This is a genomic window from Moraxella pluranimalium, assembly GCF_002014825.1.
Taxonomy (GTDB): Bacteria; Pseudomonadota; Gammaproteobacteria; order Pseudomonadales; family Moraxellaceae; genus Moraxella; species Moraxella pluranimalium.
Genome location: NZ_MUYU01000006.1, coordinates 38,306 through 59,795, shown reverse-complemented (window position 1 = coordinate 59,795; position 21,490 = coordinate 38,306). Strand labels below are relative to the sequence as shown.

Annotated in this window: 23 protein-coding genes; 18 read left to right on the top strand and 5 right to left on the bottom strand. The window is 46.7% G+C overall.

The features are described from left to right. The first annotated feature begins 2 nt into the window (after nt 1–2). The 9 genes from B0680_RS01490 to B0680_RS01445 all read left to right on the top strand — a co-directional run bounded on the left by B0680_RS01490 (nt 3) and on the right by B0680_RS01445 (nt 7,781). Nucleotides 3–806, top strand: coding sequence for a sulfite exporter TauE/SafE family protein (locus B0680_RS01490; RefSeq protein WP_078253290.1), 804 nt, complete (start codon nt 3–5; stop codon nt 804–806). A gap of 136 nt (nt 807–942) precedes the next feature. Continuing rightward, on the top strand, nt 943–1,818 hold the full coding sequence (gene lgt, locus B0680_RS01485; protein ID WP_078253289.1) for a prolipoprotein diacylglyceryl transferase: 876 nt from the start codon (nt 943–945) through the stop codon (nt 1,816–1,818). Beyond that, nucleotides 1,818–2,660, top strand: a complete 843-nt coding sequence (locus tag B0680_RS01480; protein ID WP_078253288.1) for a thymidylate synthase — start codon at nt 1,818–1,820, stop codon at nt 2,658–2,660. Before lgt ends, B0680_RS01480 begins: the two co-directional genes overlap by 1 nt. Before the next feature lies 1 nt (nt 2,661). Continuing rightward, a complete protein-coding gene (locus tag B0680_RS01475; protein ID WP_078253287.1) occupies nt 2,662–3,180 on the top strand; it encodes a dihydrofolate reductase in 519 nt (172 codons plus the stop codon). Nucleotides 3,181–3,191: 11 nt separating this feature from the next. Beyond that, on the top strand, nt 3,192–4,235 hold the full coding sequence (locus B0680_RS01470) for an FAD:protein FMN transferase (RefSeq protein WP_078253286.1): 1,044 nt from the start codon (nt 3,192–3,194) through the stop codon (nt 4,233–4,235). A gap of 81 nt (nt 4,236–4,316) precedes the next feature. Further along, nucleotides 4,317–4,751: a hypothetical protein gene (locus B0680_RS01465; RefSeq protein ID WP_078253285.1), complete on the top strand. Its 435-nt coding sequence runs from the start codon at nt 4,317–4,319 to the stop codon at nt 4,749–4,751. A gap of 197 nt (nt 4,752–4,948) precedes the next feature. Then, complete coding sequence (gene ubiM, locus B0680_RS01460; RefSeq protein ID WP_078253284.1) at nt 4,949–6,142, top strand: 5-demethoxyubiquinol-8 5-hydroxylase UbiM; 1,194 nt, start codon at nt 4,949–4,951, stop codon at nt 6,140–6,142. A 200-nt stretch (nt 6,143–6,342) separates the two neighbouring features. Beyond that, nucleotides 6,343–7,329 (top strand): malate dehydrogenase, encoded by a 987-nt coding sequence (locus B0680_RS01450; RefSeq protein WP_078253282.1) that lies wholly within the window; start codon nt 6,343–6,345, stop codon nt 7,327–7,329. A 215-nt stretch (nt 7,330–7,544) separates the two neighbouring features. Further along, a complete protein-coding gene (locus B0680_RS01445) occupies nt 7,545–7,781 on the top strand; it encodes a DUF2789 domain-containing protein (RefSeq protein ID WP_078253281.1) in 237 nt (78 codons plus the stop codon). A gap of 142 nt (nt 7,782–7,923) precedes the next feature. On the opposite strand, the gene ribF is transcribed toward B0680_RS01445, so the two are convergent. Together ribF and B0680_RS01435 are read right to left on the bottom strand one after the other, a co-directional pair. Further along, nucleotides 7,924–8,910 (bottom strand): riboflavin biosynthesis protein RibF, encoded by a 987-nt coding sequence (gene ribF, locus B0680_RS01440; protein ID WP_078253280.1) that lies wholly within the window; start codon nt 8,908–8,910, stop codon nt 7,924–7,926. 9 nt (nt 8,911–8,919) lie between these two features. Continuing rightward, entirely contained in the window at nt 8,920–9,558 is a 639-nt protein-coding gene (locus B0680_RS01435) for a UPF0149 family protein (protein WP_078253279.1), read from the bottom strand. Nucleotides 9,559–9,786: 228 nt separating this feature from the next. Between B0680_RS01435 and B0680_RS01430 the strand changes: the two genes are divergently transcribed. Together B0680_RS01430 and B0680_RS01425 are read left to right on the top strand one after the other, a co-directional pair. After that, entirely contained in the window at nt 9,787–10,146 is a 360-nt protein-coding gene (locus B0680_RS01430) for a hypothetical protein (RefSeq protein WP_078253278.1), read from the top strand. A gap of 56 nt (nt 10,147–10,202) precedes the next feature. Beyond that, complete coding sequence (locus B0680_RS01425) at nt 10,203–10,556, top strand: cell division protein ZapA (RefSeq protein WP_078253277.1); 354 nt, start codon at nt 10,203–10,205, stop codon at nt 10,554–10,556. 95 nt (nt 10,557–10,651) lie between these two features. Here the strand turns inward: B0680_RS01425 and B0680_RS01420 are convergent, their stop codons facing one another. Next, complete coding sequence (locus B0680_RS01420; RefSeq protein WP_078253276.1) at nt 10,652–10,939, bottom strand: hypothetical protein; 288 nt, start codon at nt 10,937–10,939, stop codon at nt 10,652–10,654. A gap of 216 nt (nt 10,940–11,155) precedes the next feature. Here B0680_RS01420 and B0680_RS01415 point away from each other — a divergent pair, with 216 nt between their 5' ends. The 4 genes from B0680_RS01415 (at nt 11,156) to B0680_RS01395 (ending at nt 14,852) form a co-directional block, all read left to right on the top strand. Continuing rightward, nucleotides 11,156–12,850 carry an NAD+ synthase gene (locus B0680_RS01415; RefSeq protein ID WP_078253275.1) on the top strand — a complete coding sequence of 565 codons (1,695 nt, stop codon included), beginning with the start codon at nt 11,156–11,158 and terminating at the stop codon, nt 12,848–12,850. Nucleotides 12,851–12,971: 121 nt separating this feature from the next. Next, on the top strand, nt 12,972–13,622 hold the full coding sequence (leuE, locus tag B0680_RS01410) for a leucine efflux protein LeuE (protein ID WP_078253274.1): 651 nt from the start codon (nt 12,972–12,974) through the stop codon (nt 13,620–13,622). A gap of 336 nt (nt 13,623–13,958) precedes the next feature. Continuing rightward, complete coding sequence (locus tag B0680_RS01400) at nt 13,959–14,558, top strand: hypothetical protein (protein WP_143821321.1); 600 nt, start codon at nt 13,959–13,961, stop codon at nt 14,556–14,558. Between the two features lie 21 nt (nt 14,559–14,579). Beyond that, nucleotides 14,580–14,852, top strand: coding sequence for a hypothetical protein (locus B0680_RS01395; protein ID WP_211271243.1), 273 nt, complete (start codon nt 14,580–14,582; stop codon nt 14,850–14,852). A 130-nt stretch (nt 14,853–14,982) separates the two neighbouring features. Here B0680_RS01395 and recJ read toward each other — a convergent pair whose 3' ends face one another. Then, nucleotides 14,983–16,740 carry a single-stranded-DNA-specific exonuclease RecJ gene (recJ, locus tag B0680_RS01390; protein ID WP_078253271.1) on the bottom strand — a complete coding sequence of 586 codons (1,758 nt, stop codon included), beginning with the start codon at nt 16,738–16,740 and terminating at the stop codon, nt 14,983–14,985. 105 nt (nt 16,741–16,845) lie between these two features. After that, nucleotides 16,846–17,781: a 4-hydroxy-3-methylbut-2-enyl diphosphate reductase gene (gene ispH / locus B0680_RS01385; RefSeq protein ID WP_078253270.1), complete on the bottom strand. Its 936-nt coding sequence runs from the start codon at nt 17,779–17,781 to the stop codon at nt 16,846–16,848. Between the two features lie 96 nt (nt 17,782–17,877). Here ispH and gmk point away from each other — a divergent pair, with 96 nt between their 5' ends. The 3 genes from gmk to B0680_RS01370 all read left to right on the top strand — a co-directional run bounded on the left by gmk (nt 17,878) and on the right by B0680_RS01370 (nt 21,382). Further along, a complete protein-coding gene (gene gmk, locus B0680_RS01380; protein ID WP_078253269.1) occupies nt 17,878–18,489 on the top strand; it encodes a guanylate kinase in 612 nt (203 codons plus the stop codon). 162 nt (nt 18,490–18,651) lie between these two features. Continuing rightward, complete coding sequence (gene rpoZ, locus B0680_RS01375) at nt 18,652–18,921, top strand: DNA-directed RNA polymerase subunit omega (protein WP_078253268.1); 270 nt, start codon at nt 18,652–18,654, stop codon at nt 18,919–18,921. A 262-nt stretch (nt 18,922–19,183) separates the two neighbouring features. Next, the gene (locus B0680_RS01370; RefSeq protein WP_078253267.1) at nt 19,184–21,382 is read left to right on the top strand and encodes a RelA/SpoT family protein; all 2,199 of its coding nucleotides are present in this window, start codon (nt 19,184–19,186) and stop codon (nt 21,380–21,382) included. Nucleotides 21,383–21,490: the final 108 nt, after the last annotated feature.

Genomic DNA, 21,490 nt, shown 5'->3' with positions numbered 1-21,490 from the left:
TCATGATTTATTTGTGGTTTTCGATCGCAGGGATCGTGGCAGGGCTGTGCGCAGGACTGTTTGGTGTTGGTGGCGGTATGGTCATCGTGCCAGCACTGATTTGGATTTTGGCGTATTATGGCTTGCCAAGTGAAATCGTGCCACACGTGGCAGTCGGTACGGCACTGGCGACCATCATTTTGACTTCGATCAGCTCAATGTCAGCACATCACAAGCGTGGTGGTGTGCGTTGGGAAATCTTTAAAAACATGGCAAAGGGATTGGTGCTTGGCAGTCTTGTCGGTGCTTGGATGGCGACACTCATTGATGGTGCGATGCTCCAAGCCATCTTGGGCGGTGGCGCAATCTTGATGGCGGTGAAAATGCTATTTTTCCCCAATCAAGAACGACTCGACATCCCACCCCCTGCCGACTACAAGCAGATGATCTCTGGCGTCGTCATTGGTATATTATCTGCCATCTTTGGTATCGGTGGTGGCAGTTTGACCGTGCCTTACTTGAGCCAAAATGGCGTACCAATGAAACAAGCTGTCGGCACATCAGCCGCCTGCGGTCTGCCGATTGCCATCGCAGGTGCTTTGGGTTTTATTTGGTTTGGTCATCAAGGCGGCAGCGTCGATCAGGTTGATGGCTTGATCGGTTTTGTGCATATCGGCGCATTCATCACCATCAGTATTTTAAGCTTTGTGATGGCAAAGGTCGGCGCACGCCTAGCGCACGCCCTACCTGCACAGACGCTCAAGCGTGCCTTTGGCGTACTGCTGATGATCGTCGGCGTACAGCTGATGGTGAGTGGTTGGCTGTGATTGCCAAGTAGCAACTCTTTTACGCAGCAACCCTTTTACAAAGCCTGTTAGCCAACAGGCTTTTTTATTGTTTGTTGGAAAAACACACCCAAAATACGCTATAATATCCCCATTTTATCCACAAAACGAGCATTGCATGGCTATCACCCACCCACAAATCAATCCTGTCGCCCTAGACTTAGGCGTCATTCAGCTACATTGGTATGGTCTGATGTACCTGCTTGCCTTTGGCATGGCTTATTTTTTGGCTTGGTATCGTACCAAATCTCGCACCGATTTTACCGCTGAGATGGTTTCTGATTTGGTATTTTTTGGCTCGGTGGGCGTCATTCTCGGCGGTCGTATCGGCTATGTGATTTTGTATAATTTTGGCGAATTTATTGCCAATCCGCTGTACCTATTCCGTGTTTGGGAAGGCGGTATGAGCTTTCACGGTGGCTTTGTCGGCGTGCTACTTGCGATGTGGTATTTTGCCTATAAATACAAAAAAGCGCCGTTTACCGTGCTGGATTTTATCGCACCATGTGTGCCGACAGGTCTATTATTTGGGCGAATTGGCAACTTCATCAATGGCGAGCTATGGGGTCGTGTCTCGACATCCGACATCAGCCATTTGATGTATTTCCCGCAGGCAGCCAATGCTGATTTTGAGCTATTGCAAGCCAATCCCGCCCTACAAAGCGTTGCGACCAATATCGGTGGCTATCTGTTACTACCACGCCATCCATCACAGCTGTACCAAGCAGCAACCGAAGGCGTGCTACTATTTATCCTGCTATGGTGGTTCTCATCCAAGCCACGCCCACGCTATGCGGTGTCTGCGCTGTTCTTGTTAGGCTATGGTATCAGCCGTTTTATCACCGAATTTTTCCGTCAGCCAGATGTCGGCTATGAGCTGATTTTTGGGTGGATGAGCAAGGGGCAATTATACAGTTTGCCGATGATTATTTTTGGTATTATCTTAATGGTGATGGCGTATCAAAAACGCATTTATGATTGGAAACAAGCCTAATGAAACAATATCTTGAGCTACTGACGCACATCCTAGAAACTGGTGGCGATAAAGGCGACCGCACAGGCACAGGCACTCGCTCGGTGTTCGGTCATCAGATGCGTTTTGATTTGTCAAAGGGCTTTCCGCTACTGACCACCAAAAAAGTCCACATGAAATCCATCATCCATGAACTGCTATGGTTCTTAAAAGGCGATACCTGCGTGGATTATCTGCAAGCAAACGGTGTCAGCATTTGGGATGAGTGGGCGACCGCCGAACAGACCGCTCGCTTTGGTCGTCCTGCAGGTGAGCTTGGGCCTGTCTATGGTCATCAGTGGCGTAATTTTGGCGCAAGCAAAAATGCCGATGGTGCGTACAATGTCGATGGCTTTGACCAAATTACTTGGCTGATTAACGAAATCAAAACCAATCCCAACTCTCGGCGTCTGATTGTCTCGGGCTGGAACCCTGCCGAAGCAGGACAAGTGGCACTGCCGCCGTGCCATACGCTGTTTCAGTTTTTTGTGATTGATGGCAAATTATCCTGCCAGCTGTATCAGCGTAGTGCCGATGTGTTCTTGGGTGTGCCATTTAATATCGCAAGCTATGCACTGCTGACGCACATGATTGCCCAAGTGTGCGATTTGGATGTGGGTGAATTTATCTGGACAGGCGGTGATACGCATCTGTATAGCAATCACTTTGAGCAAGCCAAACTTCAGCTTAGCCGTGAGCCACTGCCACTGTGTCAGCTTAAGCTAAACCCTGACATCAAAGACATTTTTGACTTTAGCTTTGATGATATCACGATTGAAAATTATCAATCACATCCTGCCATCAAAGCAGCTGTGGCGGTCTGATATGACAGATATCGATATCATCCATGTCGTCGCCAAAAGCACGAACCACTGTATCGGCAAGAACAATCAGCTACTATGGCACATCCCTGCTGATTTACAGCATTTTAAGAACATCACCACAGGCGGCGTGATTGTCATGGGGCGTAAGACTTTTGAGTCTTTGGGTCGCTTATTGCCGAACCGCAGTCACCACATCATCACCCGTGACACGACCTTTCATCACGATGGTGTGACCGTGTCGCATACGCTCGTGGACGCCATCAATGCCGCCAAAGCCGATGCCATCGCTCGTGGGCAGTCTGCCATCTATATCCTCGGCGGTGGTGAGATTTATCAGCAGAGCTTAGCGATGGCTGACCGCCTTGAGATTACCGAAGTAGATATCGACATCACAGGCGATGCTTATTATCCTGTCATCACTGATGAGTTTATCAAAGTCGCTCAAAGCGATACGCATATCTGTGACAAAAGTGGTTTGGCGTATCGTTTTGTCACTTATCAAAAAACTAAAACAGCATAAAGGGTACACCCATGAAATACGCTCCGATTGCCATCATCTGTTCAGCCGCTCTCATCAGCGCTTGCAGTGACAAGCCGACTTATCAAAAAATCGAAGGGCAAACCATGGGTACAAGCTACCACATCAGCTATCAGCATCCTGATGGCGCTGATGCCAAAGCCATCCAAGCTGCGATTGATAAACGCTTAGACGCCATCAACATCAGTATGTCCACCTATATGGATGACAGCACGATTAGTAAATTTAATCGCCTGCCGTCAGCGACGCCAATACAGATTGATGCTGACTTTGCCAAGGTGCTAAGCGACAGCCAAACCATCTATCAAGCATCTGATCATGCCTTTGACCCGACGGTGTATCCACTCGTTGAGCTGTGGGGATTTGGTAAGCACAAAAGCGTTGAGCGACTACAATCCCCACCAAGCACCGATGAGATTGCTAAGGCTCAAGCACTCATCGGGCTTGATAAAGTTGTGGTGAATGGCACACAAATTCACAAAACCGTCGATGGCTTGGGGCTGGATTTTTCGGCGATTGCCAAAGGCTATGCCGTCGACGTCATCGCTCAGACGCTCAAAGACAGCTATGGCATCACAAACTACATGGTCGAGATTGGCGGTGAAGTTGCCACCCTTGGACAAAATGACAAGGGCAAGCCATGGACACTGGCAGTCGATGCGCCTGTCATTGACAGCTCAGTCAAGACCCGTGACACCATCACGACGCTGACTCAGCCAAAAGATGGCTCGCTACACATCGCAACTTCAGGCGGTTATCGCAATTCATTTGAATACAATGGCGTACGCTATAGCCACACCATCAACCCCACCACAGGCAATCCTGTCGCAGGCAATGCTCCAAGCGTGACTGTGCTACATGACAGCGTGGCTTTGGCAGATGGTTGGGCGACGGCATTGACCGCCATGCCGTACGCAGATGCGCTCAAGCTTGCCAATCGTGAAGGCATCCAAGCCCTATTCGTCATCGAAAACAGTAGCAAAACTGGCTTTGACATCGTCAAAACCGACGCCATGCAACAACAATTCCCAAAATAGCACGCTATTGATGGCTTGATGTTTACTTTGGCTTAGTGTTTGATTTACAATACAGATATTCTATTTTTATAAGGGATAATCATGGCAAATTTTTCACCCAGCATTCAGTTTGCTAAGCGTTGGCTTGGCACGCCTGCCAGTGCTCGCTCTGCTGTTTATGATGAGCTTGATGACATCATTCGCCTGCTTGATAGCAGTGAGCCTGTGAGCGATTTTCGCTTTAGCCATCCTGATTTTAATCAAGCGATGCAAGGCTTTATGCAAGATGGCAGCAGCACCAATACCCAAGCCATGCGACTGGTGCACAGCCTTGACACCACATCACTCGATGGCGAAGCGACCGCCACGCTGACCGATAATGACTTACAAGCGCTTGAAGCTCGCCTCAACCACAATCTATCAGCACAGATTGATGAGTTTTTGGGCGACCACATGAGTCAGTTGTCTGATGATTTGCGTGCTTGGCTACAAACCACCATTCGTAACGAGTTGGCAAACTATCAACGCCAAAATTAAGCCGTCAAAACTAAGCCAACTTAGCCATTTGCCAAGATACGCTTATTTGCTTTTTGATAATTTTGGCTTGGCATGATTTAAATGCTTTACAAAGCTTAAAAAGTTTGAAAAATTTGACAAAGCTTAGCAAGGCTTAACAGGATTTTGGCGCAACCAAACATTGACTTTTGACACTGTGTGATTTTTAGGGGATTTTTATGAGCGACACCATGCATAGTGATATCATCATCGTCGGTGCAGGCCCTGCTGGGCTTGCCTTTGCTCGCTATTTTAAGGGTAGCGAGTTGCGCTTGACCATCATCGAAAAAGCCCCTTTATCAAGCCTACAAAACCCTGCTTATGACGGCCGTGAAATCGCCCTGACCAATCGTTCAAAAGAAATCCTACAAAATCTTGGCGCTTGGCAACGCTTCAACCCCGATGAGGTTTATCCGCTGGTCGATGCCAAAGTGTATAGCGGTACACTTGATTATGCCCTGCATTTTCAAGTGCCAAGCCTAATGAAATCCATGCGTTTGCTTGATAGACTCGGCAATCTGATTTCCAATCACAATATCCGCAAAGCCATCTATGACGAAGTGGCGACGATGGATAATGTCACACTGATTACCGAGATTGGCGTCACCGATGTCAAGACCGATGATGTGCAGGCAACGGTGAGCCTTGCTGATGGTCGCACACTGACAGCAGATTTGGTGATTGCCGCTGACAGCCGACTGTCTGGCGTGCGTCGTATGCTTGGGATTGGTGCGGATATGCATGACTTTGGGCGGACGGTGATTGTGTTTCGAGTCAGTCATCCGCTGTCCAATGGTGCAACTGCCCAAGAATGTTTTTTGTACGGTCGCACCCTTGCTCTATTACCGCTCAATGACCATCTGACCAACTGCGTCATCACTCTTGACAACACCCAAGCCGATGCCCTGCTTAGCCTATCACCACAAGCACTTGCCAGCGAAGCACAGCGAATGTTTGGCGATCAATTTGGTACATTTAGCATTGCAGGGTCGGTGCATCACTACCCACTGATGGGTGTGCACGCACATCAGTTCCACGCCAAGCGTGCCGCACTCATCGGGGATGCTGCTGTCGGTATGCACCCTGTGACCGCGCACGGCTACAATCTAGGACTTATCAGCGCCGACATTCTAGCGCCACTTATTATCGAAGCACACCGCATGGGGCGTGACATCGCATCTGATCGCCTGCTTGCCACCTTTAATCGTCGTCATCAAATCCATACTCGCCCACTGTATCACGGCACTAATGCAATGGTGACGCTATTTACCGATGATCGTAAGCCTGTGCGTGCGGTGCGTGATTTGGCACTACGAGTGAGCAACAACCTACCGCCTGTCAAGCACTGGATTGCCAAACAGCTCGTTGGCTGATGTACGATGCTTACCATCTTTTGTATAATTGCTATACCAAATCCAAATTGAAACATACTCAATTTGGATTTTTGCATTTTTGGCTTTGTCTTTTGATGGTAAAAGTGCTAAACTAATTGCGATTGTGATAGCATCATCAGAAAAATTGATGATACTCACAAGGTTTTTATACTTAACACCTTAACAAAGAAGGATTTACCATGAAACAACCTGTTCGTGTTGCTGTTACTGGCGCAGCTGGTCAAATCGGCTACAGCCTACTATTCCGTATCGCATCTGGCGAAATGCTTGGCAAGGATCAGCCTGTTATCCTACAGCTACTAGAAGTACCTGTCGAAAAAGCACAACAAGCCCTACAAGGCGTCATCATGGAGCTAGATGACTGTGCATTCCCACTGCTAGTTGATGTAATCGGTACTGACGATCCAAATGTCGCATTCAAAGATGCTGACTATGCCCTACTAGTCGGTGCTCGTCCACGCGGCCCGGGCATGGAGCGTGCCGACCTACTACAAGAAAATGCTAAGATTTTCACCGTTCAAGGTAAAGCACTTAACGATGTCGCTAGCCGTGATGTCAAAGTATTGGTCGTGGGCAACCCAGCAAACACCAACGCTTATATCGCAATGAAATCAGCACCAGACCTACCTGCCAAGAACTTCACTGCTATGCTACGCCTTGACCACAACCGTGCATTGACCCAAGTAGCGAAGAAAACTGGCAAGCAAGTCAAAGACATCAAGAACCTAACCGTTTGGGGCAACCACAGCCCAACCATGTACGCTGACTATCGTTTTGCCACCATCAATGGCGAGAGCGTCAAAGACATGATCAACGACCAAGAATGGAATGCTAATGTATTCCTACCTACCGTTGGTAAGCGTGGTGCAGCCATCATCGAAGCTCGTGGCCTGTCATCAGCTGCATCAGCTGCAAACGCTGCCATCGACCATATGCGTGATTGGGCACTAGGCACGAACGGCGAATGGGTAACTATGGGTATCCCATCAGATGGCTCATACGGCATCCCAGAAGGCGTGATGTTCGGTTTCCCTGTAACTACCGAAAATGGTGAATACAAAATCGTTCAGGGCCTTGAGATTGATGAATTTAGCCAAAAATACATCAACATCACTCTAAACGAGCTTGAAGAAGAGCGTGCAGCGATTGACCATCTATTTGCATAATTGACTGACCGCCAAAAAATGCCCGATTCATCTGAGTTGGGTATTTTTTATAAATTTAATTTGGTAAGAAACTTACACATCGTGGTAAGTGTTTTATTACACAGACGATACAATTTTGTAAAGTTTGGCTAAGTATAAGCTGTTACAATCTAGTCATGATTTTGAAAAGTGATACCCAAACAAAATCAGCCAACCCACAAAAGCAGGACTAAACTATGTTAGGAAACATCGAATACACCATGAACGAGCTATTTGCTCAGCTTGGACTTGATAGCAGTGATGAAGCCATCGAAAAATTCATCGCCGCACATCAGCTAGACGAAGATACACAGCTTGACCAAGCCCCATTTTGGAATGACAGCCAAATGGCATTTGTCCGTGAAGAATGGCGAAAAGATGCCGTGTGGGCGATGGTGCTTGATGAGCTAAACGCCCGTTTGCATGGTCAATAAGCAAACATACCACTTGGCGAAAACACACAGCCAATACTCGAAAAAAGCTAGGTTTATGGTGAGCCTAGCTTTTTTATGCCACTTTTTTATGCCCTAGTCTTTATGTGACAGCCTTTATGTGGCAGTCTTTATGTGATAGTCGTTATTCAACAGATACAGATGCTCGCCACGCAAGCAAATCCGCCACATCTTGACTGATACCTGCCTTTAGCGCATCCATGCCATCATACTTGCGTTCGCCGTGCAAAAAATACCGAAATACGACGGTTAATTGTACATCGTACAAATCCCCATCAAACTTCGGTAAATGCACTTCGATACGCCAATCTTGACCGCCCACCGATGGACGCAGACCGACACTTACCGCACCAAAGAGACTACCTTGTGCCACACCTGCCACACCGACAGCGTCATCATGAGCAAGTGTCGCCCAATCCAATCGCACGCCATCACGATAAGCAAACACATCCGCCCCATAGACACCGTGCAGGGCAGGCTTGATGCGGCTTGGCGCAATATTCGCCGTTGGGAAATCAAGCGTACGCCCAATCTTATCGCCATGCACCACACGCCCTGTAATGGCATAATCCCGACCCAATAGCCCTTTGGCACTATCCAAGCGGCCATCTGCCAAAGCTTGTCTTACCAAAGATGAGCTCACTCGCTGATTATCATGCATGATACTATCTAGGCTATCAACACTAAAGCCTGCCGCCGCCAAAAATGCCTTATCCCCTGCTCTGTCATGCCCAAAGCGAAAATCATCGCCCAGCACCAAATGGCGAGCGTTTAGCCCCTTGAGCATCAGTGCAAAGTCACTGGCGGATAATGAACGAAATTCATCATCAAAGCTTGCCACAATCAGATAATCCACGCCAAGCTCAGCGATATAGGCTGCTTTTTCGTCAAGGCTTGTCAGTCTCGCAGGCGGATTGTGCGGCGCAAAAAACTCTCTGGGCTGCGGCTCAAAAATCATCACCGCTGACGCAAAACCCATCTGCTTGGCATCATTTGCCAAAGCAGTCAATAAGGCTTGATGACCCAAATGCACACCGTCATAGTTGCCGATGGTCATCGCAAGCGGTGGCAGGGTTGGTAGCTGTTTGGGATTTAGATGAATGAGTTGCATGAGTATCGATTATTGTTTGCTCGCCATCGCATCAATCACAGGGACTGACAGCTTATCGGCGGCGACTTCTTTGGCAGTTTTGGCATCTGGTGACAAGCCCTTAATCAGTGGCAAGCTTTTGACATCGATACGCTTGCGTGTCGCTAGATGTACAGGCACCATACGGGCAAACTCAAACAGGTGTAGCCACATCTCTTCGCCACCTTCCAGGCTCTCTTCGTCATCTAGGCGAATGGCGGCAATCTCCATCAGCGTGCGAATCAGCTCATTTTCATCATCTCTTAGGCTGATACCTGCCACACCGATACCCGTGATATAGCCACCTGCCCAATCTTTGAGCGCAAGCACACGCTCGTACAGCTCATGCTCATCATCAGGCACAAGTGGCTCATAGCCATAGGCATCGTCTTTGTCTTTGAGCGCAAAGCTGACATCTTCGGCGTATTCGGTCAATAATTCTAGCGCATCTTCGCTTGGCACTTCAAAGCTTAGCTCTTCTAAAATCTGCGTCCAGCCATCGATATCCGTTGCATTACACACTGTCATGATGCCCGTCATAATACCGTGCAATTCGCTAATTGACACATCCGTCCATGTTTCAAATGCCTTTGTCCAGTCATCCCAACCTGACATAAAATCAGTCGCCATCGCCACACCTTTTATTATTCAAAATCAAACCCATGATTATATCACAGCCGATGCATTTATGCGTCCATTTTGGCAAATCACAAGGGCAATCTTTTGCCAAAATCACACCAATCATCGAAAATTTACTCAAGAATTTAAAAAATATTTGACAATAGACCTAATAGCCGTGATAAGATTAGCATAGCAATATCTCTATATTTCTATCGATTGACTTTATCAGGACATCTTATGCTAGCTCAACTTCAAGCCCTAGAGCAAACCATCATAGCGATGAAAAAGCAATATGCTGTTACCGCCACCGAACTTGCCAATCTCAAACAACGACTTGCCAACGATGACAGCCCACAGCAAATCATCAATCTTCAACAACAGCTAAACAAAGCAAATCAAGAAATCGACAGCTACTGCGAACAAGTCGATAGCCTTGAGCATTCTCGCAATGCCCTACAAAAACAAGTCGAAGATCTGTATCAAGCCAACCAAGCACTGGTACAACAAAACCAAGATCTCAAGGACAAAAACGCATTGGCAATCTCTCGTGCCGAAGTCATTCGTGATTGGCTTGGTAAAATTGACCGCTCAAACTGATGTCATCTTTTTACCCAATCCATATTGATTATTATATTGATTATTAAGGATATTTTATGAGCCAAGACAACACCCAAACCGCTTATAACTCGGCTGCCATCATCGCCAAAGAAGAATTTCGCCCTGTAGATATCAGCATCGCAGGCACGCCACATCGCATCGTCTGCCCTGTAGATGAAATCAAAAATCTAGAAAATGGCGCAGAATTTATCAACCAAAAAATCCGTGATTTACGCCGTGAAATCAAGCACAAAACCCCAAGCAACGAAGAGTTTTTGGTGCTTGTTTGCCTTGATTTGTACGACCAAATCCAAAGCCTACAAAATCAAGCCATCATCCATGCCGAAGACCAAAAACAAATCGCTGCGATGATTGATAAAATCAACAAAGAAGCTCGCTCAATGCTATAACTGATTGATTTAGCTGATTAAAATATCAAAAAGGACGAAAATTACTCGTCCTTTTTTGTGCTTAGATGATGGCTAAATGATGGCTAGATAAAGCTTTAGGCACTGGTTTTGTCCGTAGGGATTGGCAAATTTTCTGTAGGATGTGCCTGTGCGTAGGCGATGAGATGCTCATCATTACAAAAAAATCGCTCATTGTCTGATTTTTCGTGGAACAAATGCCCCCGATAGGTGGCAAGCTGTTGTCCGCAGTGATGACAAGTGCGGATGCTTGTGTCATCGCCATCTTTTGGAAAAAATGCTTTGGGCGGTTTTGGGTACATAAATTTGAAAAAAAACCACATCACCACCGCAATGATGACGATATTGAGAATAAATGCAAACATAACGACCTTTTTGTGGCAAATAAAGCATTACTATACCACAAAGCAAGGCAAATTGTGCTATACTATCATGCAGGTTTGCCGTAATTTGGCGAACTGATTAATTATTTTTGAGCGTTGCTCCGTATTTGCATCAGACAGTGAAGTTTGGGCAGTACAACATACCAATTAAGCACTTGGCACGATGCACGAGTTGCCCACCAGTTAGGATTATTAAAAATGCCAAAAACAAAACCAACAGATGCGCCAAATGGTGCAAAAACCACACTACACACCGCTGATTCAGCAGTCGGCACGATTACTTTTGCGATGATTCAGACCAATTTTTGGGTAGGTGATATCGCAGGTAATGTCAAAAAAATGCACGCACTCGCCATCGATGCCAAAAATCGTGGTGCGGATATCGTGGTCTTTCCTGAGCTGTCTTTGGTCGGTTATCCACCAGAAGATTTGCTACTACGCCCAACGCTTGGCGAGCGAGTGCGTGATGCGATGGCAAAGCTTGCCGAAATCGAAGGCATCGTCATCATTCTTGGCTATCCGCACATTGACCAGCATGGCACATTCAACTCAGCTGCCATCTTACAAGGCGGTAGCCAAAAAGGTTTTTATCATAAGCAATGCCTACCAAACTACGGCATCTTTGATGAGCGACGCTACTTCAAAAAAGGTCATAACAGCGTGATGTTTGACTACAAAGGCGCAACCATTGGCCTGTTGATTTGCGAAGATATTTGGCATGATGCCCCAATCAAATCACTCAAAGAAGAAGGGGCGGATTTGGTCGTGGTGATTAACGCATCACCCTTTGAAATCGGTAAACAAACCGCTCGCAAAGCCCTACTTGCCAAGCAATCTGCCGCTTATCAGCTACCAATCATCTATGTCAACACCGTCGGCGCCCAAGACGACATCGTCTTTGATGGTGGTTCGCTCATCATGCAGGCTGATGGTTCGGTGGCGCACGAAGGTTCTCGCTTTTTGAATCAGCTGATGATGGCAAAATACGATGTGGCAAGCCGTCAGTTTGACAACCAAAGCAAAGCCCCGCTTGTACTGTCCGAAGAATCAGAAATGTATCAAGCACTGGTCGTAGGTCTGCGTGACTATGTCAATCGCTCAGGCTTTAAGGGCGTTATCGTCGGTCTATCAGGCGGTATTGATAGTGCACTGACGCTATGCATCGCTGTCGATGCACTCGGCTCTGACCGTGTCTATGCGGTGATGATGCCGTATGAATACACTGCACAAATCAGCCTAGATGATGCCGAAGCACAGGCTGCTCGTCTAAATGTCTCTTATACCGTCTGCCCGATTCATGATGCGGTTGCTGGTCTGCGTTCAGCGCTTGCGCCACTACTTGCCAATAGCGAGCCTGATGTGACCGAAGAGAACCTACAAGCTCGTGCTCGTGGTACGATTTTGATGGCATTGTCCAATAAATTTGGACACATGGTCATCTCAACAGGCAACAAGTCTGAAAATGCGGTCGGCTATGCTACCTTGTACGGTGATATGGTCGGCGGCTTTGATGTGCTCAAAGATGTCTACAAAACTGATGTCTATCGCCTAGCCAACTACCGTAACCGCCTAGAAGACAATCCAGTCATCCCAGAGCGTGTCATCACTCGTGCACCGTCAGCTGAGCTACGCCCTGACCAAAAAGACCAAGACAGCCTGCCTGATTATGATCTGCTTGATAGCATCTTGCGTATGTACATCGATGAAGACTTGGGCTACAAGGCCATCTGTGCAGCTGGCTTTGACCCTGCCACCGTCGAAAAAGTGCTTGGACTCGTGGATCGTGCTGAATACAAGCGTCGTCAAGGTGCAATCGGCACCAAAATCACCAAAAAATCCTTTGGTCGAGAGCGTCGTTATCCACTGGTCAATGGTTGGTCAATCAAAGGCTAACTTTGCACCATCAGCACTTATACAGCTTTATGCACAGCCAATAGCCGTTTCGACGGCTATTGTTCTATTATAGCTATTGCTTTGTATATGAGCTTTTAGGAATATTCTACAGGGATACGCCATGTTTGGTATTACAGACATCAGTGGATTTTTGATTGCCACCATCATGATCATCATCCTGCCCGGGCCCAATAGCTTGTACTGTCTATCGGTCTCAGCATCACAGGGCAAGCGAGCGGGATTTTTGGCGGCGACGGGGATTGTCATCGGTGATAGCATCTTGATTATCGCCACCATCTTGGGCGCAGGGACGCTACTTCGCCTATATCCTGCGGTGTTTGATACGATCAAGCTTGTCGGCGGGCTGTATTTGGCATATCTTGGCATTCGGCTGTTGATGGGTGCGTATCGGACCTTTGTCAATCGCCATATCCTAGCCAATAGCCCCGTTGCACTTGCCAAGCCCACACATCAAAACTACCTAATGCGTGCGCTAAGCCTTAGCCTGACCAATCCTAAGGCGATTTTGTTTTTCTTATCGTTTTTTGTGCAGTTTGTTGATCCTGCTTATCCGAGGCCATATATCAGCTTTTTGATTTTGGCACTGATTTTGCAGGTGGTGAGTATCAGTTATTTATCCCTGCTGATTGTCGCAGGTAAGGGCTTGGCGTATCGCTTTGCCAGTCGTCCTTGGCTAAGCATTAGCGGTATGAGCTTGATTGGCGTGCTATTTTTGGGCTTTGCGGTGAATTTGTGGATGAGTAAGCTTTAGGCGAGTTTGCAAAAACCAACCAAGCAAACTTTCTATCTTAGCAATATACACCTAGCTACCATATTAATATCGTTACATTACTGCTGTTCACTCATACTCGCAACCAGCACCTATTTCAAATTAATAAAAACAGATTTTTTTGTTAAGCAGAACAAATCAAAATGATCCTAAGTCAAAATGCCATTCATAAACCGCTTTTTAAATTGTCAAATTTAAATTTTTTTATTTCCATAAACTATTTTTTAGAAACAATTATTACAAAAAACAAACAAACAAACAAACAAACAAACAAACAAACTATAATAACTAAAATTTTGCGTGGAGTGTATCTAAAATATGTCTATTTTTGCTTCTTTATTGCTATTTGGATCTTTAATATTGCTTATTTTAGGCTGCATTGGACTTTTTAACTTTCGAGCATTTGGTATGAAGTCACGCGGGCAATCATCTGCTATCTTTTTTGGATCGGCAGTTGCAAGTCTAATTCTGGGATCCATCCTAATGCCAACTTCGCAACAAGCCACAGCAGAACAAATTACTCAAACGCAGACAACTACGGAATCAACATCTGCAATTACAGAACCAGTAGCCGAAATTGAATATGTTGATGCAATAGCAGTTGGTCAGCATTTTAACTCCCTAACAGAGCTACAAAGAGATGCTTGGAACAAAGAAAATAGACTAGTTATTCCAACCAAAGGGTCTTGCACAGTTGTCCAAGTTCAAAAAGTCAATTGGACATCACAGGTACAAAATGCAGATTATGAAGTAGAATGTGAAACATTGGGTGAGGTTAAGCCTGTTGTATATTTCACAAAAGAATATGAGAGCCTAGTGACTGGTCTAAATATTGGTGATACATTGAATTATGTTGGCATGGTACACTCAGCAAATCATTTTGGTTTTTGGACCAGTGTTTACATCTTAGGCAATTAATTACAATTTAGGAGATTTTTTATGAATAAAGCTGGCGGTATTATTGCCTTAATCGCAGGCATCTTTGCTGTATTTGCCTCTTTGTTTACCCTATTTTTTGGCGGTCTTGATGCTGCATTAAACAATGACACGCGCATTGTTTCGATGGGTTGGCTTGGTCTATTATTTTCTTTTTTGGTTATTGTTTTTGGCGCAGTTGCAATGGGTGCAAAAACTAAAAAACAGGTATTGGCATCATCGCCTGTTCTATCATTGGTGGCATTTCAGGTGGTACTTTTGTATTCATTTGCATGATTTTGGCATTCATTGGAGGCATTCTAGCTCTAAATATCAAAAAAGACCAACCTCAAATTACTCAGCAATAAGAACGCATCCAATAAAATAAAGCCAGTTGCAAGACTGGTTTTATTTTTAATAATACACCCTACACCAACGCACTAATCTGACACACTGCCAAATCTTTAATGACAAGCTGTAAGCTTTGGCTGCCCTGCCACTCATTGATATCCAGTGTATATAGGATATGTACTCGGCTGGCTCGATAATCCCACACAGACGGCTCGTAGTTGAACCATATCGCATCAATCGGATATTGCACGCCTGCCATCTTCAAGGTCAGCTTTAGATGCTTATCCTTGAGCACTCGATGATTGAGCACTTCAAATTCCCCATCAAAGCTTGGCGGTGCAAAGCCATTGCCCCAGACACTGATTTGCGATAGCGTCTGTACAAACTGTAAGCTAAACTCACAAGCATCCAATGCGCCATCGGTAAATTGCTCTTCGTGAAATACCGACGCATCAAAGCGATCAATCTCATCGGCAAATGCCTTGGCAAAGGCGTCAAAATTGGCTTTTTTGATGGTTAAGCCTGCTGCCATCGCATGACCACCAAAATGCTCAATCAGTGTCGGATGACGCATGGTGACCGCTTCGATGGCATCACGGATATGGATACCAGCGATTGAGCGCGCTGAGCCTTTGATATAGTCATCTTCGCCGATTTCGTTATTATCCGCAGGCGCAAAAATAATGCTTGGGCGGTATAGCTTTTCTTTGAGTCTGCCTGCGACGATACCGATGACGCCTTGATGCCAGTTATCTTGGTACAGCACGATGGATTTTGGCGTGCTATCACAAGTATCACTCATCTGTGGCAGGCTATCAATGATGGCGATGGCTTCATCTTTCATCATCGTCTCGACACTACGCCGTGAGTGATTGAGTTTGTTCAGCTCAATCGCCAAGCGGTGCGCTTCGCTCCAGTCATCGGTCAATAAGCACTCGACACCGATACGCATATTATCCATACGCCCTGCGGCATTGATGCGTGGGGCGATGGCAAAGCCAAAATCATCGCTGGTAATCTTGGCAAAATCTCGCCCCGCCTGCTCAAGGATTGCCAAGATCCCCACACACGCCCGCCCCTGTCTGATTTGGGCAAGTCCATGACTGACCAAGATGCGATTGTTGCGATCTAGCACGCCCAGATCCGCCACCGTGCCAAGCGCCACCAAATCCAGATACTGCGCCACATTTGCCGATGATTTACCCAGATTTCTGCGATGCTTGGCAAGTCGTCCCATCACATAAAACGCCACACCCACGCCCACCAGCCATTTACTGCCAAACTCACAGCCAAGCTGATTGGGATTGACCACCGCATCAGCAGGTGGTGATGATTTGGTGGTCAAGTGATGATCGGTAATCACCACCTGAATGCCAAGCTCCGCCGCTTTGGCAACGCCATCATGGCTTGAGATACCATTATCCACCGTGATAATCAGCTTGGGCTCGTACAATGATGCGCCATATTCGACGATCTGTGGCGTCAAGCCATAGCCGAACTTAAAGCGATCAGGCACCAAAAACTGGGCATCCGCCCCCATCTGCCGTAGCACTCGCATCATCAGCGCCGTGCTCGTCGCCCCATCACAATCAAAGTCGCCGATGATTAAGATTTTATCACCTTGATCAATCGCCGTATCAATCAAGTCAATCGCTGCATCAATCCCCATCAAGCTATCAGCAGGCAATAGATGTGTCGTGCTGACATCGAGCTCATCGACGCTGTGGATGTGGCGTGCCTGTAGCACACGGGCAAGCGATGGAAAGCCCGTCGCATCAATCAGCATCTGCGATGTCGGCTCGGCTAGGCGTGGAGTTAGGGTCAAACGGGTCATGGCGTATCCAGTGGATAATGGGCAATCAAGGCTGTGGCGACTTTTTTAGCTTTGTAAATTACTTAGCTTTGCAAATTTCTTAAGATTTTAAACTTTTTAAGATTTTTAAGCTTTTGTCAATGATTTTGGTAAGCTAAAAGTCACATTCTCTTCGATACCTGACAGCTCCACAGGCTCATCAGCACCCCATGATTGCAAGGTATTTAGCACTTCTTGGATAAGTACTTCGGGTGCAGATGCCCCTGCGGTGACGCCCACATGGCTGACACCATCGAACCATGCTTTGTCCATTTGTCCTGCATTATCAATCAGATACGCACGCTTACCCATCCGCTCGGCCAGCTCTCTTAGGCGATTTGAGTTGCTTGAATTGGGGCTACCGACCACGAGCACTACATCACACTCTTTTGAGAGTAGCTTAACGGCATCTTGACGGTTTTGGGTGGCATAGCAGATGTCATCTTTGCGTGGGGCATTGATGCTTGGGTATTTATTTTTGAGTGCATCGATGACCACCGCAGTATCGTCCATTGATAGCGTCGTTTGGGTGACGAATGCCAAGTTTTCTTTATCCAAATCAAGCTTTGCCACATCATCGGCATCTTCGACCAGATGGATACGACCGCCAAAGCTTGTGTCAAATCGCCCCATCGTCCCTTCGACTTCAGGGTGTCCTGCGTGCCCAATCAAAATCGCATCCATACCTTCTTTGGCAAATTTACCCACTTCGATATGCACCTTAGTCACCAGCGGACAAGTAGCGTCAAACACCGTCAAATCACGGCGTGCCGCTTCATCTTCGACCGCTTTGGATACGCCATGCGCCGAAAAAATCACAATCGCCCCATCAGGCACTTCATCGAGCTCTTCGACGAATACCGCCCCACGACTTGCCAAATCTTCGACCACAAATTTATTATGCACCACTTCATGACGCACATAAATCGGCGGATTAAAACGGCGTAGCGCTTCATTGACAATGGCGATGGCTCTATCCACACCTGCACAAAAACCACGGGGATTGGCTAATAAAATTTTCATAATTTTCTCAATAGTTTATCAAAATCACTGTTTGCTATTTTAGCAAATTTCAGCCAATTTGTGCTAAAATATCATGATTTGAACAAGGAAAATCCCATGACTGGCAAATTATTCATCATCACCGCCGCATCAGGCACTGGCAAAACTTCACTGGTCAAAGAACTGCTTGCCACCACCGACAATCTCACCGTTAGCATCTCACACACCACACGAGCACCCCGCCCGGGCGAAAGCGACGGCGTGCATTATCATTTCACCACAGTGGATGAATTTAAACGCTTGATTGATGAGTCAGCATTCTTGGAATACGCCCAAGTGTTTGATAACTTTTATGGGACGACACGCCAAGCGGTCGAACGCCTGCTTCACGATGGCGTCGATGTGATTCTTGAGATTGACTGGCAAGGCGCGCTACAGGTCAAAGAAAAATTTAGCGATGCGGTGATGATTTTTATTCTACCGCCAAGCCGTGATGCCTTGCGTTCACGCTTATCAAATCGTGGTCAAGACAGCGATGAAGTCATCGAAAAACGCCTAGCAGGCTCGCTGACCGAGATGCGCCAATACGACAAATTCGACTATGTCGTCATCAATGATGACTTTGCCGAAGCGCTCGCCGACTTACAAGTCATCATCAAAAGCCATCGCCTAAGCCGTGCCACCCAACAAGCACGCAATGGCAAGCTGATTGATGCCTTGTTTGCTTAATGGATGAATGTTAAGGCAAAATCTTAGCCAAACTTGGCAAACTTTGGTCAAAAATTTGCCAAGAATTGACAAAAAGCACTTAAAAAAGCCCAAAAAGCTTGCTATAATAAGCGATTATTTTGGGCAAAAACCCATGTTTGAATTAATCATTGAGAGTAAACTATGGCACGAGTAACCATTGAAGATTGTCTTGCAAATGTTGATAATCGTTTTGAGCTGATTTTGGTGGCAAGCAAGCGTGCCCGCCAACTTGCCAATGGCAAAGTCGATCCAACCGTCCCTGTGGACAATGACAAGCCAACCGTGCTTGCTTTGCGTGAGATCGCCGCTGGCAATGTCAATCGTGGCATCTTGGATGAGCCTGATGATGACTTGTTCGCCAAGCCAAAGAACTACGAAACCACCCCTGAAGCATTGGGCAATGAGCTATAATTCTTAAATTCTTAGCCAAGCTCACAAAAGCTGCGTATCGCTGATGCGTGGCTTTTTTTGTTGGTGGATAAAGTCACGGATGACCAATTTATCATGATAACGCTGATTTACCTGAATAAAATATGCGATTTGATAAAATAAATTGTGAATGTATTGACAACACCCCCAATCAATGATTTATTATACTAATTTGGCAAACATTGTTTTGCCTTTCGTGGTTGCCTAATGGCAATCGAACATCCACCAGCCAAAAGAGCCAGTTATGTTAGACAGCTATCATCCACACGACATTCCAACACATCTAAGCCACCCGCTCGTGGATGAAGCTCGTGATAGTCTAATGCGTGCCGTCGCCTACCTAAAGCCTGCTGAACGGGCGGATGTACTGCGTGCGTGCCATTTTGGGGATGTGGCGCATATCAAGGATAAGCGCAAATCAGGTGAGCCATATATCACGCACCCGATGGCGGTGGCGGAGATTTTGGCGGGATTTCGCCTAGACCGTGATACCATCATTGCAGCGATTTTGCATGACACGGTCGAAGACACCGAAGTGACCGAAGAGCTCATCACTGCTGAATTTGGCGAAACAGTGGCTCGTCTTGTCGATGGTGTCACCAAGCTAAAATCATCTGGCATGAGTAAGCAGCAAAGCCAAGCGGCAACTTTTCATAAGATTCTTACCGCTACGCTGATTGACCCACGAGTGCTGATTGTTAAGCTGTCTGACCGTTTGCACAATATGTCCACGCTCGATGCTGTCAGCGAAGACAAACAAAAACGCACCGCTCGTGAGACGCTAGATTTTTATATTCCGTTTGCTCGCTTGATGGGACTCAATAACATTGCCGATTACATCGAATTGCTGTGTTATCGCAATCTCAACCCCGCCATGTACAATAAATTCACCGATAAGCTACTTCAGCATGGCTTGGGGCGCAATTTCCAAAAAACCGAAATCAGCACCTATTTACAGAACCTACTTGTGCATTTGGGCTTACAAGGCAATGTACAAGTACTGGATAATCGTGCGTCGATGTATCGTCAATTTTTCAAAAATCGTGGGCAAATCAATCAGCTGATTCGCCAATATGACTTTGATGTCGTGCTCGATGACATCGAATCGTGTGATAAATTGGCAAACTATCTGATCCAAAAATACCAAATCAGCGATCGCAATATCCAAGATCATATCCGTAAGCCCCTAGCCGGTGGCAATCAATCGCTGACACTCATCTATGAGCGAGATTATAACCACATCAAAGTCACGCTGATGACTCGCCGTATGCAAGAAGCGGCACGACTTGGCATCATCAGTAGCGATCATACTGATGTCAGTCAGTCAGTCATCCAAGCAAGCCTGCGTAATATGCAAGACCTTGCCAATGCAGGCAATAGCAATGCAGCTGGCGATGATGATGCGCACATTGCCATCATCGAAGAGCTGATCAGCTACCTGCATGAACGCAAAATCGTCTGCTACAGCCCACAAGGTCGTGCTTATGAGTTGCCTCGTGGTTCGACGGCACTTGATTTTGCGTATGCTGTCGGCCCTGCCATCGGCAATATCGCCACTGGTGCTGATATCAATAATGAGCATGGCAAGCTAGGGCTAGTACTCGCTGATGGCGATACGGTTAGCATCGATACCGACAAAGATGCCACCCCCCGTGCTGAATGGCTCGGCTTTGTGGCGACCAACAAAGCTCGTAGCGAGATTCTAAAATTCCTAAAACACTTGCCCGAAGACCAAAAAATCCACTATGGCAAGCAAGCGCTGGATCGTGCCTTGCAAACCTATGGCAAATCCATCAATGATCTGGATGAGAACGACTGGGCGGACATCCTACAATGGCGTGGTATTAGCACCGCTGATGAGCTATTTATGCAGTTATCAACAGGTGTGCTACTGCCACAGCTTGTCGTCTCTCGCTTATTTAGCGAAGAAGTCGATTATGCCGACGGCAACGAAATTACCCAATCCAAGCACCTGCTTGCTGGCATCAAAGGCGTGGAAGTGGACTTCGCTCGTTGCTGCAACCCCATCTACGGCGACCACATCGTCGGACATCTGTCTCGTCAAGGGCTCGTCGTGCATCGTCACAAATGCTTCTCGCTACAAGCCGTGCGAGCCGATACCCCATACCAAGTCATTCAGCTCAACTGGAAACCAGCATCCGCACTCGAAAATCAGCCACATCAGCTGCATTTCCCTGCCATGCTACGCATCTATGCCATGCTCAACGAAGAGCAAATCAGCCAAGTCATCTATGAGATGCGCGCCTTGAATATCGGCGTTGAGCATACCCATGTCAAAGCAGACGGTAAGGCGGATAAGGACGGCAAAGTCGGTACAACGACCTTGCACGTGGTCGTTCGCTCTCGCTCGCATCTTGCCGAAGGGATTGAAAAACTGCGTACCTTGCTTGGCTATCCAAACATCATGCGCCTGTATCAATAATCATCTGATAAGCTTATCTAAGTTAAGTCGGGCAAAGCTTGTGAAAAACTCATTATTACTTGAATTTGCCCATCAAGATGATTTATCATAAAGCCATCAGCCACAACC